Origin of the sequence: Paenibacillus sp. J53TS2, assembly GCF_018403305.1 — a bacterium.
Taxonomy (GTDB): domain Bacteria; phylum Bacillota; class Bacilli; order Paenibacillales; family Paenibacillaceae; genus Fontibacillus; species Fontibacillus rhizolycopersici.
Genome location: NZ_BOSK01000002.1, coordinates 592,667 through 606,042, shown reverse-complemented (window position 1 = coordinate 606,042; position 13,376 = coordinate 592,667). Strand labels below are relative to the sequence as shown.

The following is a 13,376-nucleotide window of genomic DNA, read 5'->3' as shown; positions in this document are numbered from 1 at the left end:
TTTGTTTAATGGTGTCTAATATTGTCACCTTTTAAGGGTACACTTAGTTTATCAAAAACAAAGGAGTTTTATATATGAAAACTTTAATTATTAACGCACATCCTGATTTTACAAACCACAATCACTTTTCCGTTCAATTGCAAGAAAAATTCATTGATAAGTACAAGAATGAATTCCGAGACGAGGAACTGACAATCATTCATCTTTATGACATGGATATTCCGAGAATTGAAGCAGATGGATTGCTTGCGATTTGGAACAAACAACAGTCTGACATCGCCCTAAATCCAACTGAAGCAGAGATTGCCAAACAGTCTGCTGCATTATTGACCCAATTCAAGGACTATCATCGGATCGTCATTTCAACGCCGCTGCATAACTTTAACATTACATCTCGGCTAAAAGACTACATGGATAACATCCTCATCGCTCGTGAAACGTTTAAATACACAGAGTCGGGCTCTGTGGGACTGATGACCGATGACTATCGATTGCTTCTGCTGCAAGCCTCAGGTGGTATCTATACGAATAACGACCGTTATACTGCATTAGATTTTGCCCCTAATTATCTAAAAGAGATGTTTACGAATATCATGGGCTTTAGCCAGTTCGATTTGGTTCGCGCGCAAGGAACGGATATCTTGTCTGCGGACAAGGTGTGGGAGCAAGCAAATAGAGAACTCGAAAAGGCTTTTAGACATTTTTACGAAAATTAATCGTCATTTAGGATCAATAGCTATAAACTCGTCAATCGTTTCAGGGGTGTGTTTGCCTTCTTTTCCTTGGAAAAGGTCAATATTAACGGTAACATCCATACAACCCAGATAGGTTCCGTTTTTATCCCGTACAGCCATGAATTTTTGATAAATTTGGCCGGATTCCCCAGATCGTTTCGGGAACCAAAATTCCCATTCATCGCGTGCTCCTGAACGAAAATCATTCAACAATTTTTCAACGTGGTGCGCCACTCTGGGATGAAGTTCAAGCACATGGCGACCAATGGCTTCTTTACGACGACCATGGACACGGTTTGGATTATTTGAATACCAGCGGAAAATATCGTTAGCATCGCAAAAACCCATTTCAAACGGCAATAGATTAATAATCGAATCCAAAGTGCTTGCTTGAATTGCACCCGTTTCAAAATTGATGATCGCTTCAGGGCTAATTAATTCTGACAATTTATCTTTAGACATATAAAAAACCTCCTTTATGGAATCTCCCTTTAGGAGATGGATCTATTAGCTAATAATGATAGCATGAATAATAATTCAAATTGTGACTTGTTTCACAAAAAACGAAATGGCCAGGATTTCCAGAGTCACACATCCGCTTCACCTCAAATATGATGGGTCTAGAAATCGAATGAGGTGAGCAAATGGCAGTCGTGAAATCCAGGCAACAGGATATCGATATGTTGGCAAGGTTGCTTCGGGCCGAGGCGGAGGCCGAAGGCGAAACGGGCATGCTCCATGTTGGAGCAGTTGGCATTAACCGAATCAGAGCGAATTGTTCCGACTTTACAGGAATCCGGACCATTCCCCAAATGATAAACCAGCCGCATGCGTTCGAAGCGCTGCAACATGGGATGTACTATCAAAAAGCAAGAGATAGAGAACGCCGTCTGGCGCAACGGGTGGTGAACGGAGAACGGAGTTGGCCAGCCAAATTCTCGCTATGGTATTTCCGCCCAGGATCGTATGACAACCCCGGACCCTGTCCGCCAACATGGTATAATCAGCCGTTTGTTGGTCGATGGAAGAAACATTGTTTCTATGAACCGACGGCGGAAGAATGCGCAAATGTATATAATACGTTTTAAAGTCTGCATGATTCGCATGTAACAATTTAGTTTAGGTAGCAAAAAGACAGTTAGGGCACATGGAGTCGCCTTAACTGTCTTTTTTCATGAACGGCCTGCTGCCCGGGGACGCTGGAACTGCTGGCGCACGAGCTCAACCTCTGCCCTAATAACGCAGTCCTCAACATGATCGTTGAACAAACCCATCGCTTGCATGAAAGCGTACATCGTCGTCGGGCCGACGAATTTCCAGCCTTGCTTTTTCAGCTCTTTCGACAGCGCGATCGATAGCGCCGAAGTGGATGCGGTCTGCGGCTCCGCAAGTTGACTCTGGTCGGGCTCGTATTTCCAGAAGAAGGCGGCCAACGAGCCCTCCCGTTGGACCATCTCTTGCGCCCTCCGTGCATTATTGATGACCGCCTCGATCTTGCCCCGATGGCGGATAATGCCTTCATTCCCGAGTAGACGCTCTAAGTCGCGATCTGTATAGTCCGCGATCCGGTTAAAGTCAAAATCATGGAATGCAGCACGGAAGTTCTCACGTTTCACTAGAATCGTTCGCCAACTCAGGCCCGATTGGAAGCCTTCCAGGCAGATCTTCTCGAACAACCGGCGATCGTCGTCGACCGGGAACCCCCATTCGGTATCGTGATAATCAAGAAATTCCGGGGCGGCGCCGCACCATCTACAACGCGGTCTACCGTCCTTTTCTATGATTGTGTTCATGGGTTTCCTCCTCATTCGAGTGTGCCAGCAGCGAGCTCAACCAGTCGCACATCTGTTCAATTTCATACCGTATAAACTTCTCGTCCCGAAAAGCTTGTGCCAGCGTAGCGACGCCTTGGCTACGGGCAAGGAGGTGCATCGCCAACTCGTCGGCTTCAGCCTCGCGGCCAAGCAGAGTGAACTGCCGACCTAACCAGGTCCGAAAGAGGTTGAACAGCTCAATCGCTTCCGGTTGGGACGCGTGATTCAGTTTTGACAACTCTGTGCATAGCGTACCGACGGGGCAGCCGTACATTTGGATATCCGTCTGGTTTGCGGTCAGAATGTGAATAAAGCTCTTGATGCGATCCTCGGGCCGTTCCCCATCCTCTTCCCAACGCATGAGCATGTTCCGGGTATCCTCTAGCCGCACTTGGATGACGGCATCCAATATCTCGTCCTTGGATTTGAAATAGTAATAGAAGTTTCCTTTGGAGATTTGAACGGAATCGGCAATATCCGCAAAAGAAGTATGTTCGTAGCCGCGCTCATAAAATAGCCGGTCGGCCGAATCGATAATGTGTTCCCGCGTTACTTTCCCCTTCAAGATGAATACCTCCACAGCCGACCTTCGTTACCGCCCATCGGCTCAATTAAAATTAGGACGATCGTCAAATTTTCAACATCAGATTAGCACGATCGTCCTAATTTGTCAAAACCATCCGATTTTCAGAAAAGAAACCGTTGTACAAGTCTTCCAATCTCCCAAGACCGAATGACAAAATTGTTAGGTCGTGGTAAGGCAAATCGATGGTTCAGGCCTGCCAGGCAGGATAAGATGGGAGGAACGAAGTCGGAATTTTGAAAAGGGGTATCTTGATGAGGTTGTTTGAACTGTTGCTTCTGTTGTCAAACCTCGGATTGTTTGCGTTAACCGTCGGCTTAAAAAAAGGACGTCGAAGAACTCCACTCTTCGCTCTAAGCGGGATCGCCACACTGCTATTGGTCATTCACGGGACGGTGGAAGGATACAGAATTCAGCTAGTGTTCCCTTATTGCATAACGATCCTGTTTTTAGTCATTTCAGGTTATCGTTATTTGAAAAAAACGGGCCTCCCCCAAATCCCGCGATTCATGTTGGGTTCAGTTTATACCGCTATAGCGATCATGCTGGTCGGAACAGCGGGTCTCCTGTATGCTTTTCCTGTGTTTCAATCCCCTGAGCCGACAGGCGAATATCAGGTGGGCACGCAATCCTTTCATTTCGTAGATGCACATCGGGAAGAGATTTTTGGCGAAACCAGCGATGGGAAGAGAGAATTGATGGTTCAGGTATGGTATCCGGCTCAGGCCGGCACCGGCAAGTACGCTCCCTTTATTCCCGATACCCCGATTTTACGGTATATGGCTGAGAACTATGGCCTTCCCGGGTTTCTTTTTCAACACCTAAAGTATGTATCGAGTCATTCTTATTCGCGGGCCGAAGTCTCTTCGGCACAGATTTCATACCCGTTGATCCTTGCCAATCCAGGCAACGGTTCTTCCAGGTTCCTCCACACGTCGCAAGCCGAAAATATCGCGAGTCATGGATATATCGTGGCCGTGATTGACCCCACCTACAATACATTTGCAACCGAGTTTCCGGACGGGCGAATCACGACCAACAGAACCAACGAGTTATTCTCGCCCAGCCATGATTATCAGACGGAAAGAGGAAATCGCGACAAGCTGGGAAAAGTTCTAACCGGCGATGTGGCGTTTGTGCTGGACCAATTCGAGCTCATCCAATCGGGACAAATTCCAAGTCATTTCAAAGGAAGGATCGATCTCAATCATGTTGGGGTATTCGGTCATTCCATCGGCGGAGCGACGGCCTATGACGCTTCTTTCGATCCACGGATCGCGGTAGGTATAGACCTGGATGGAGGGCTTTACCGACTACAAGACAGAGAGGGGCTGCGAAAACCGTTTATGTTCATCAACTCGGAGAGCTATTATGAAAAATTAAAAAGGGTGATGGATAACCGGGCCTACACGGATGAGGAGCTCAATCGTATGGGCTCGACAAGAGAGTGGGAGGATCAAGTCGCGGCCGACAAAAAGCTGGAGCTTGAACGGATGCGCGATGCGGTCAACGGAGGGGGACAACTCCTCTATATCGAGAATACGGAGCATTTGAATTTTACCGACGTACCGTTTATTTCTCCGATTTTCAAAATGCTGGGCATTACAGGAAAGATAGCGCCCGAAAGAGCGAATACCGTGATCAATGCCTATATGCTGGATTTCTTCGACAGGTATTTGAAAAATCAGGGCGGTGTCTTAATGAAAGGAGCAGATAGCCGCTTTCCGGAGGCGAAAAAACCAGATAGTTTGGGGAGGAGTCCCGGAAAAGGAGAAGCACCTGCGAACCACTAGGACATGGAAAGTGGGGGAGTTCCATGGATCGGGATCTTGCGGCTGCAATCGCGATTGAATTTAAGAACTCACAGAAGGTGCTGAGCGCAATCGGAGACGAAACCCGGCAAGCCATTCTAATGGCCTTGATGCAAGGGCCGCAAACCCCCGGCATGCGCGTGGGCGAGATTAGAGAGAAAACTTACCTTTCCCGGCCGACCACCTCAATGATAGGGTCTGAAAAAACATCTTTACCGATCGTTCTCGATGTGGTACAACTCATATTAAGAACGATCATTCTCAATATGATGCAACTAATACAGAGGAGAGGATGCTATGGAGATGATTGATGTTATTTTTTTGCTATAACTAGAACGAACATTCCCATAAAAACTTTTGCAAATCTACAAGCGAAAAAAACGAAAAAGGGGAAATAATCCATGTCTAATTACACTGCACCTAACTTGACTGTCACTTCCGGCAATCAAACCACTTTCACTTATCGTCGTTTCGGCAAAGCCGATACGACCCCAGTTGTATTCCTACAGCACTTCCGCGGAAATATTGATAACTGGGATCCGGCGCTTGTTGACGATATTGCGGCTGAACGTGAAGTCATTCTCTTTGACAATGTAGGAGTTGGAGGTACGACAGGATCTACACCAGGCACCGTTACTGAAATGGCTCACGGTGTTTTGGAGTTCATTGATGCGCTTGGATTAATGAGTGTCGATTTGTTCGGCTTCTCTTTGGGCGGCTTTGTTGCTCAAGAAGTCGTTCTCCTTCGTCCGCATTTGGTAAGACGTCTGATTCTTGCCGGGACTGGGCCGCAGGGCGGGCGCGATATGCATGGCTGGAATAACGAAATAAATAATCACGCGTACAAAGATGTCCAAGGCGCTGAAGACATATTCTACTTGTTCTTTGCTCCGACAACGACAAGTCAGGCCAAAGGGCTTGAATTCGTAGGACGTATCTTCACCCGGTCCGAAGACCGCGACGAGATGCCTTCGGTGCAAGTACGCGATGCTCAAGCAAAAGCGATCATCGATTGGGGCATTCCGGATCTGAGTAAACTGGCTCGTCTTGCAGGAATAAGGCAGCCCACGCTTGTCGCAAACGGTAACCATGACATTATGGTGCCTACTGTTAACTCCTACCTGCTTGCCGGACATATTCCCAATGCAGAGTTAATGATTTACCCTGATGCGAATCACGGTTTCTTATTCCAGTATCCGCATGAATTCGCCGAGAAAGTGAATGCCTTCCTGAACGAGGAGGCCTCAAACGCTTAACAGGCGAACATTGTTGGAATCCACTAGCTAGTATCTGTGAAGGACGCCCGATTGGGGCGTCCTTTATTTCGCTCAATGGAAAGTGGGGATTGACCTTGGACATTACTCCAATGTTATGATTTTTATGGGAAGGAGGCACATATGAAAATCAAGGATTTTGCGAGCAAATATCATCTCCAAACGGATACCCTTCGTTTTTATGAGAAAGAGAACTTATTGAATCCAATCCGACGGGAAAATGGCTATCGGGAATTTGACGATGAATGTGAAAAACAGATCCAGCTTATCATCGTATTAAAGCAATTAGGTTTTACAATCAAGGAAATTCAACAATTGCTTCTAATACGAGACGACAGATCGATATCGACAGAATGTAAGGATACTACCGTGATGTTGTTGAATCAAAAAATGATGAATCTGGAGGAAAAAATCCGGTTTTACCAACAGGCCTTGAAAGTCGTGCAAACCATTAAGGAACTTGCAAGTGAAGTGGAGTATCTAGAGAATGTAGATGATATTGAAAAATTATTGCTCAGTTTATTTCAAAATGATGAATAAGGAGGAGAGATAAGATGACGAATAAACAAATCGTTCACGTTGAATATGCACTTGCCTTTGCACTTTCTTTATTCATTTACATCCAGCTGCACTTTCCTATTTGGCTGTTTGCTGTTCTTTTATTTGTTCCTGATCTTTCTATGCTTGGTTACGCCATGAACAAGAAGATAGGTGCGATGGTTTACAATTTCGGGCACACCTTTATTTTTCCTCTGTTATTAGCATCAGGCTCCTTATATTTGTCAAACGATAATCTGCTATTAGGGTCGGTGATCTGGATCGCTCATATCTGTATGGATCGAGCCATAGGGGCGGGGTTGAAATACCCAGATTCATCATTTACGAATACACATCTACAAAAGATTTAATGAGAAGCTCGCTGTCACCGCAGCGAGCTTCTTTATTTCCTATTTGCTGTAGTAATGGCCTTGTTCAAGGTCTGGGATTAGAGCAGGGGACACCCAGATCGTAAAATAAAATTGACATGATGTATAGTTTAGTATACATTATGTTTAATCAACTTTACTTTATTGAAGGCGGTGTCTACATGACGTATCAGGAAAAGAAGAGCATCGTATCGTTAATCAGCACCATACTTATTTTTACAGTGTACTGCCTGTACAAGTACCCGGAGTATCCCAATGAAGTGCTGGATTCAAATGTAACTTTCCATTACTGGGGATCCTTCGTACTGGTGTTAACCTTGGTTTCCATCGCAGCACATATCGTGATTAGCATCATCTTTAACATCCTCTTCCGAATAACGACGGGTGAAAAGGAACCTGCTTTCGCGGATGAAATGGATAAGCGCATCGATTTGTTGGCCTTTCGAAATTCATTTGCTGTGTTTGTCCTTGGTTTCCTTCTAGCCATGGGCTCATTGGTGATAGACCAGCCCTTGAAGGTGATGTTCATCGTCCTCATCGTCTCTGGATTTCTATCAGACGTAACCGGTTCAATTTCGAGACTGTATCACTACAGAAGAGGAGTTTAAGATGGGTAAAATTCTTGTTGGCAATCACATCAGAAAAATACGGTTCAATCATCATGAAATGACTCAGCAGCAGTTGGCCGACAAGGTTGGTGTAACCAGGCAAACGATTGTGGCTCTTGAAAAGGGAAACTACTCCCCGTCACTGGAGCTGGCCTTTCGTATTGCACGGGCCTTTAACTTGCCGTTGGAAGAGGTATTCTTTTATGGAGAAAACTCAGAGGAGAGGTGAGGGAATTGGATTTCTCAACGAAGACTGCATCAAGGATCACAGGTGTTCTTTTTGTTATTGCTGCCCTTACGGCTATACTAGGTGTTATTTTGTATAAACCGCTCCTGAACGATTCGGACTACCTGATTCAAGGCGCCGCACATGCGAATCAGGTGGTTCTGGGGTCGCTTATGGAGCTGATCCTTGTCGTTTCAGCGATAGGTACAGCGACCATGATGTTCCCCTATTTGAAACAATATAGTCGAACGATTGCGATTTGGCATGTTTGCTTCCGGTTTTTGGAGGCCATTGTGATTACGGTAGGGGTCATCAGCGTAATGTCCTTGTTGGCCTTAAGCCAGGACTATGTAGCAGCGGGGGGGCCGGATATCGCTTCCTATCGGGTTTCGGGTACATTGCTAAAAGCCGTGCACGATTACACATTTTTGCTAGGACCTAATTTTTTTCTGGGAATCAATACGATGATGTATAGCTACATTTTTTATAAGTCGAAGCTTGTACCCAGGTTTATCCCGATATTGGGTTTGACCGGGTCAGCCTTAGTTCTGCTTGCTGCCTTATTAGAAATGTTTGGGGTCATTGATCAAGTCTCGGCTTGGGGCGGGATCTTGGCGCTCCCAATCTTCGCCAATGAAATGATCCTTGCGGTGTGGCTCATCTTAAAAGGGTTTAATGAGTCCGCAACCCATTCACGGTTTCGAACGCAAAGATAAAGGAGAAGAAGATGAATACGAAGCAACGTAAGACGATTTTTGTCATAACGCTATCCTATACGGTTTTCATTCTTTTTTTTATGTTTCTCGCTTTTGGCAGAGCAGATACGGTAGATCGGGAGACGGGTTACACCTTTATGTTTATGCCGGACGGTTTTTTTAGACTGCCGGATTTATCCGACCTTCTACATCCTACGCTTATGGATCTTGTGGGCTTTGGGAACGTTGCTGCCTTTGTTCCTTTTGGTATTCTAATTCCGTTGTTATATCGGACTGGTTTTCTTCGGTTTATGAGCCTATTCATCCTGTCTATCCTCGTGCTGGAAACCGTTCAGGCCTTCACTTTGCTCGGCAGTTTTGACATTAACGATGTTATTCAGAACTCATCCGGCGCGGCAGTTGGATTCGGGGCGTATAGATTGGGGTTTCGTACCGAAAAGGTCAGAAGAAACCTAGTTGTTACAGGCATCTCCGTTGTTGTCCTGCTCATTGGGGTTTGGGCGAGCTTCGGGCTTATCGACAAAGCGTTCACGAAAGAGCAGGGCCCTTTTGTCGCGCTTAACGAGCTGAAAAGCAGCAGTACCGATTCATCAAAGGGAGTCACGCGAGACAACTTTCAAATTGGTGGACAAAACGTAGTACCTCAATATAATGTGTATAGCACGGAAGATAAAAATACGGTGACTTACACGTATTCGTTAGGCGAAAAGGAGCTTTATATCTACTTGAATTATGGGATTCCCGATCAAGAGGATTTTCAGGGGAGTTTACGGCTATCCGCTGACGGACAGGAGTACCTGTCCACGTCCGCAGAAGCTCTGGGCCATGAACTTGGGATGTCCTCCATCTACTTGCAAGGGGCCCATGAGCTCACGATTACCCTAGAGGGGAACGTGAAATTATGGGATGTCGGATATCAGGAGATGAAGTACCCATGGAATCGGTGAAGGGGCAAGGGAACCGTCGATGAACAAAACGGATCGGTTGTTGGCCATCGTGCTCGAACTGCAAGGCAGGCGAGTGTTACGTGCCGAAGATTTGGCGGCACAATTTGAAACCAGTGTGCGGACCATCTATCGCGACATTCAGGCGCTCAGCGAAGCAGGCGTTCCGATTATAGGTACTCCAGGCACAGGGTATTCCTTAATGGAGGGTTATTTTCTACCTCCGATCCGTTTCACAATTGAGGAAGCCATGACCTTGCTTATAGGAACTGATTTTGTCGAGCAACGATTTGATGATGCATATCGGGATAGAGCTATTGTGGCTAGGAAAAAAATTGAGATCACTCTATCAGAGCGTGTTCGCAATGAGACTTCCCGGATCCGCAAGTCGCTGCGCCTTCTCTCACCTGGCAAACCGCCAGCTTCGTCAAACGAAAGGGAGAATCTCGATAAGATCCGCCGAGCTCTATTCAATGGGCGAAAGGTCCGATTTCATTATTCGAGAAAATTTCCGGATTCCACGGGGAACCGCCATAGCGAACGTACAGTTGCTCCTTATGGCCTTGTACATGTTGAAGGAGCCTGGATGCTTGTGGCCTGGTGTGATCTACGCCAAGACATCCGCCATTTCCGGTTGTCCCGGATGACTGAGTTGATCGAACTGGATGAACGTTTCGAAATCCCTGAGCATTTTGACTTAAAGGAGTATACACCCATAGACGATCGTCACTTGCGGGTATGCCTTCGATTTACGCCTGACACCGCAGATAAGGTGAAGGAATCAAACTATCCTTACGTAGAGGATATGAAAGAGCATCCAGATGGAATGGATGTGGTCTTACGCGTTCATCAGCTGGATGAATTGCTGCCATGGGTGCTTGGCTGGGGGGCGGGCGTAATCGCATTAGAACCCGAATCGCTCCGAGATCGGATTCGTGAGGAAGCCCAAAAAATGCTAAACCGCTACTGACATGATGTTGTCAGTAGCGGTTTTTTATAATTGGACATGTAAATGTAAAGGAGACAGATATGAGGAAGGATGATCATTTGTGAATTTTGCTTCTGTACGTATCATTACGGACGACGTGGATCGTCTTGTCGAGTTCTATGAGAAAGTCATGGGGGTTTCGGCGGAGCGGCCCGCGCCTGTATTTGCCGAGCTCGCCTTGCCCTCATGCACTCTTGCCATCGGCCACTCCCATACAACGCAGCTATTCGGCGTCGGTTCCGCTGTGGGGGCCCATAACCGCACGGTCATTCTGGAATTCCTCGTCGACGATGTCGAAGCCGAATATGCGCGCTTGAAGCCATTTGTCGATGATTGGGTAATGGAACCGACCACGATGCCGTGGGGGAACCGTTCTATGCTGTTCCGCGATCCCGACGGCAACCTCCTTAACCTTTTCAAGCCGGTGACCGAGGAAGCGATTCAAAGGTTTAGTAGGAGACCTTCTTAGGTTTTTAACTTACGACAAATTGGATCCTATAAAATCAAGCCTGCGATGGGGAAAATTTCACTTGCCCTACGCTGGCAACCGCGTTGCCGCGAAGCAACAATATGAGCTTTTGCGAGATATGCTGCAAGCGGAGTTTGAATGGCTCAATTACTTATCGTTACAAACAGCGCGCTGAACCGTATCAAACCCGGTTGGGCGGGTACGATCGAGGGTAGAAAACGTGGAAACCGCGGAAGCCTGGACCGAATAGAAAAGTTCCAGGCTGCTGCGGTTAGTCCAGAATATTCTTCCCTAAGCGATCTGTAGAATAACAAGGTGTGCGGAATCGGGCCTCGTTCCCCCAGCCAACGGAGTGATTGTGAGTGCCGTGGAATTCCCTGCTGGATTTCGAACGGTGAGAACGGAATTAATGAGTGATGTCTGCACAAGTGCCATACCTACGATTTGCGAAGTTCCTGTCGCACGTCCGACTACCGTATATGCCAGGTCATCACCGTTTAGTGTTAAGAGCAATTGACCTGCTTCATTTACATTCACCTGAAACAAAACTTGATAGGTACCTATCGCGGCCAGGTTAAACGAGCTGGCATTTATGCGAGTAATCGCAGTCCCGCTGAGGGGACCATCTTGCGGAAAACTTACGTCCGTGTTTGGAGCAACTGTTGCTGCATTGTCCGGCGGCATCAATGCAAAGAAATCTGCAAAACCTAGAACTCCTCCTGTCGGCCCTGCTGGGCCCACTGCTCCGGCCGGTCCTGTTGGGCCCACTGCTCCGGCCGGTCCTGTTGGGCCTACTGCTCCGGCCGGTCCTGCTGGGCCTACTGCTCCGGCGGGTCCTGCCGGTCCGGTCAATCCAGCTGCACCGATGGCTCCCGCAAGTCCTGCGATTCCTTGGGGTCCCAGTGCTCCTGCGATTCCTTGTGGGCCAAGAGCGCCAATTGCCCCGATAAGTCCTGCTGCTCCTTGTGGCCCCAGTGCTCCTGCAAGTCCTTGCGGTCCGAGTTCGCCAATCGCGCCTACAAGTCCTGCGATTCCTTGCGGCCCAAGCGCTCCTGCGATTCCCTGTGGGCCAAGAGCGCCAATTGCCCCAATAAGTCCTGCTGCTCCTTGGGGTCCCAGTGCTCCTGCAAGTCCTTGCGGTCCGAGTTCGCCAATCGCGCCTACAAGTCCTGCAAGCCCTTCAGGTCCAAGCGCTCCTGCGATTCCTTGTGGACCAAGAGCGCCAATTGCCCCAATAAGTCCTGCTGCTCCCTGGGGCCCTAGTGCTCCTGCAAGTCCCTGCGGTCCAGCTTCAGAGATGGCTTCTGCAAGCCCTTGAAGCAATACACGTCCTTTAGGCGGAGGACACCTTTTACAAACAATCTTCTTGGCTACTCGAACACGATGTTTCTTTGGTTTTCTTTTCGGATGACACACAGTTAAGGTTTTCTTTTTGCACCGTTTTTTTAAATCGGGACAACTCACCACGACACCTCCCCACTAAGATTATTCAGTGTACGTGACTTGATTTATTAGGCATGGACGAATGGCCTGTTATGAGCTAGACAAATAACTATTTTCAGGAAAATGGGTGAATAAAAATTTCCTGAGAACAAACAACGTCGCTGTGCAGCGATTGCATTTAATTACGGTGTTTATGGATTTCATGTTTTTCTTCCGCTCTTCTATGTCGCGCTTGGGGTGGCCTCCTGGGCGCTGTGTCCAAAAAGCCGCAAACTCTAAAGGGAGTGATATACTAGTATCAAATCGCTGCTGAAAGATACAGGAGGTCTGGACCATGGAGTTTGAAGAAATATTTACGGTACATGTTCAAATCGAGAGTTCGATCCATTTGAACCATCGTGATGGAGATTCCGTAACCATGATTTCTTTTAAGGGGCGGGTCACAGGGAAGTATTTTGAAGGAGAAATCCTTGCCGGAGGGGTAGATACCCAAATTATTGGAAAGTTGGATCATCCTCATACCTTATCAGCTAGGTATATGCTTGAAGGGAAGGATCACACAGGCGAACGATGCAAGGTTTATATTGAGAATAACGGAAATATGAATCACAAGTTGAAAAATGTATTGTTCAGGTCTTACCCTAAAGTGATTACGGACAGTAAGGCTTTAGCCTTTTTAAATGATGACATCCTAGTTGCCGAGGGAAGTTCAACGGAGTCTGGTTTAGATATTAAGATCTATAGAGCATTGTAAATCGGATGAATGGAATCCTCGAATGCTGGTATACTCCCCCTTATTTCGTGTGACACTAGTTCAAATGTTATGGATAAGGGGTGCGG

19 protein-coding genes are annotated in these 13,376 nt (G+C 47.1%); 14 read left to right on the top strand and 5 right to left on the bottom strand.

Annotated features, from left to right (window positions below; genetic code table 11):
• Positions 1-74: 74 nt before the first annotated feature.
• The gene (locus KJS42_RS07435) at positions 75-716 is read left to right on the top strand and encodes an FMN-dependent NADH-azoreductase (protein WP_213622480.1); all 642 of its coding nucleotides are present in this window, start codon (positions 75-77) and stop codon (positions 714-716) included.
• A gap of 3 nt (positions 717-719) precedes the next feature.
• Here KJS42_RS07435 and KJS42_RS07430 read toward each other — a convergent pair whose 3' ends face one another.
• Complete coding sequence (locus KJS42_RS07430; protein ID WP_193417557.1) at positions 720-1,196, bottom strand: PAS domain-containing protein; 477 nt, start codon at positions 1,194-1,196, stop codon at positions 720-722.
• A 182-nt stretch (positions 1,197-1,378) separates the two neighbouring features.
• On the opposite strand from KJS42_RS07430, the gene KJS42_RS07425 reads away from it, so the two are divergent.
• On the top strand, positions 1,379-1,822 hold the full coding sequence (locus KJS42_RS07425) for a cell wall hydrolase (protein ID WP_193417556.1): 444 nt from the start codon (positions 1,379-1,381) through the stop codon (positions 1,820-1,822).
• An 84-nt stretch (positions 1,823-1,906) separates the two neighbouring features.
• Here KJS42_RS07425 and KJS42_RS07420 read toward each other — a convergent pair whose 3' ends face one another.
• Both KJS42_RS07420 and KJS42_RS07415 read right to left on the bottom strand, forming a co-directional pair.
• Complete coding sequence (locus KJS42_RS07420; protein ID WP_213622479.1) at positions 1,907-2,527, bottom strand: DNA-3-methyladenine glycosylase I; 621 nt, start codon at positions 2,525-2,527, stop codon at positions 1,907-1,909.
• Positions 2,499-3,113 (bottom strand): TetR/AcrR family transcriptional regulator, encoded by a 615-nt coding sequence (locus KJS42_RS07415; protein WP_213622478.1) that lies wholly within the window; start codon positions 3,111-3,113, stop codon positions 2,499-2,501. The genes KJS42_RS07420 and KJS42_RS07415 overlap by 29 nt, the downstream gene beginning before the upstream one ends.
• Positions 3,114-3,385: 272 nt before the next feature.
• On the opposite strand from KJS42_RS07415, the gene KJS42_RS07410 reads away from it, so the two are divergent.
• From KJS42_RS07410 to KJS42_RS07360, 11 genes are all read left to right on the top strand, one after another.
• Positions 3,386-4,924 carry an alpha/beta hydrolase family protein gene (locus KJS42_RS07410; RefSeq protein WP_213622477.1) on the top strand — a complete coding sequence of 513 codons (1,539 nt, stop codon included), beginning with the start codon at positions 3,386-3,388 and terminating at the stop codon, positions 4,922-4,924.
• Between the two features lie 23 nt (positions 4,925-4,947).
• Positions 4,948-5,253, top strand: coding sequence for an ArsR/SmtB family transcription factor (locus tag KJS42_RS23105; protein WP_244868410.1), 306 nt, complete (start codon positions 4,948-4,950; stop codon positions 5,251-5,253).
• Between the two features lie 90 nt (positions 5,254-5,343).
• A complete protein-coding gene (locus KJS42_RS07400; protein ID WP_213622476.1) occupies positions 5,344-6,198 on the top strand; it encodes an alpha/beta fold hydrolase in 855 nt (284 codons plus the stop codon).
• 141 nt (positions 6,199-6,339) lie between these two features.
• On the top strand, positions 6,340-6,756 hold the full coding sequence (locus tag KJS42_RS07395) for a MerR family transcriptional regulator (protein WP_155604600.1): 417 nt from the start codon (positions 6,340-6,342) through the stop codon (positions 6,754-6,756).
• Positions 6,757-6,770: 14 nt separating this feature from the next.
• A complete protein-coding gene (locus KJS42_RS07390) occupies positions 6,771-7,124 on the top strand; it encodes a DUF4260 domain-containing protein (RefSeq protein WP_213622475.1) in 354 nt (117 codons plus the stop codon).
• Positions 7,125-7,303: 179 nt separating this feature from the next.
• On the top strand, positions 7,304-7,750 hold the full coding sequence (locus KJS42_RS07385) for a hypothetical protein (protein WP_193417551.1): 447 nt from the start codon (positions 7,304-7,306) through the stop codon (positions 7,748-7,750).
• Position 7,751: 1 nt separating this feature from the next.
• The gene (locus tag KJS42_RS07380; RefSeq protein ID WP_155604603.1) at positions 7,752-7,979 is read left to right on the top strand and encodes a helix-turn-helix transcriptional regulator; all 228 of its coding nucleotides are present in this window, start codon (positions 7,752-7,754) and stop codon (positions 7,977-7,979) included.
• A complete protein-coding gene (locus KJS42_RS07375; protein ID WP_280516400.1) occupies positions 7,976-8,692 on the top strand; it encodes a DUF4386 domain-containing protein in 717 nt (238 codons plus the stop codon). Before KJS42_RS07380 ends, KJS42_RS07375 begins: the two co-directional genes overlap by 4 nt.
• A gap of 11 nt (positions 8,693-8,703) precedes the next feature.
• The gene (locus tag KJS42_RS07370) at positions 8,704-9,639 is read left to right on the top strand and encodes a VanZ family protein (RefSeq protein WP_155604605.1); all 936 of its coding nucleotides are present in this window, start codon (positions 8,704-8,706) and stop codon (positions 9,637-9,639) included.
• 19 nt (positions 9,640-9,658) lie between these two features.
• Positions 9,659-10,606 (top strand): helix-turn-helix transcriptional regulator, encoded by a 948-nt coding sequence (locus tag KJS42_RS07365; protein WP_213622474.1) that lies wholly within the window; start codon positions 9,659-9,661, stop codon positions 10,604-10,606.
• A gap of 79 nt (positions 10,607-10,685) precedes the next feature.
• Positions 10,686-11,093 carry a VOC family protein gene (locus KJS42_RS07360; protein WP_213622473.1) on the top strand — a complete coding sequence of 136 codons (408 nt, stop codon included), beginning with the start codon at positions 10,686-10,688 and terminating at the stop codon, positions 11,091-11,093.
• 848 nt (positions 11,094-11,941) lie between these two features.
• Here KJS42_RS07360 and KJS42_RS07355 read toward each other — a convergent pair.
• Together KJS42_RS07355 and KJS42_RS07350 are read right to left on the bottom strand one after the other, a co-directional pair.
• On the bottom strand, positions 11,942-12,103 hold the full coding sequence (locus KJS42_RS07355; RefSeq protein WP_213622472.1) for a hypothetical protein: 162 nt from the start codon (positions 12,101-12,103) through the stop codon (positions 11,942-11,944).
• 6 nt (positions 12,104-12,109) lie between these two features.
• Complete coding sequence (locus tag KJS42_RS07350; protein WP_213622471.1) at positions 12,110-12,247, bottom strand: hypothetical protein; 138 nt, start codon at positions 12,245-12,247, stop codon at positions 12,110-12,112.
• Between the two features lie 623 nt (positions 12,248-12,870).
• Here KJS42_RS07350 and KJS42_RS07345 point away from each other — a divergent pair.
• Positions 12,871-13,290 carry a DUF3237 family protein gene (locus KJS42_RS07345; protein WP_193417546.1) on the top strand — a complete coding sequence of 140 codons (420 nt, stop codon included), beginning with the start codon at positions 12,871-12,873 and terminating at the stop codon, positions 13,288-13,290.
• The last annotated feature ends 86 nt before the right edge of the window (positions 13,291-13,376 follow it).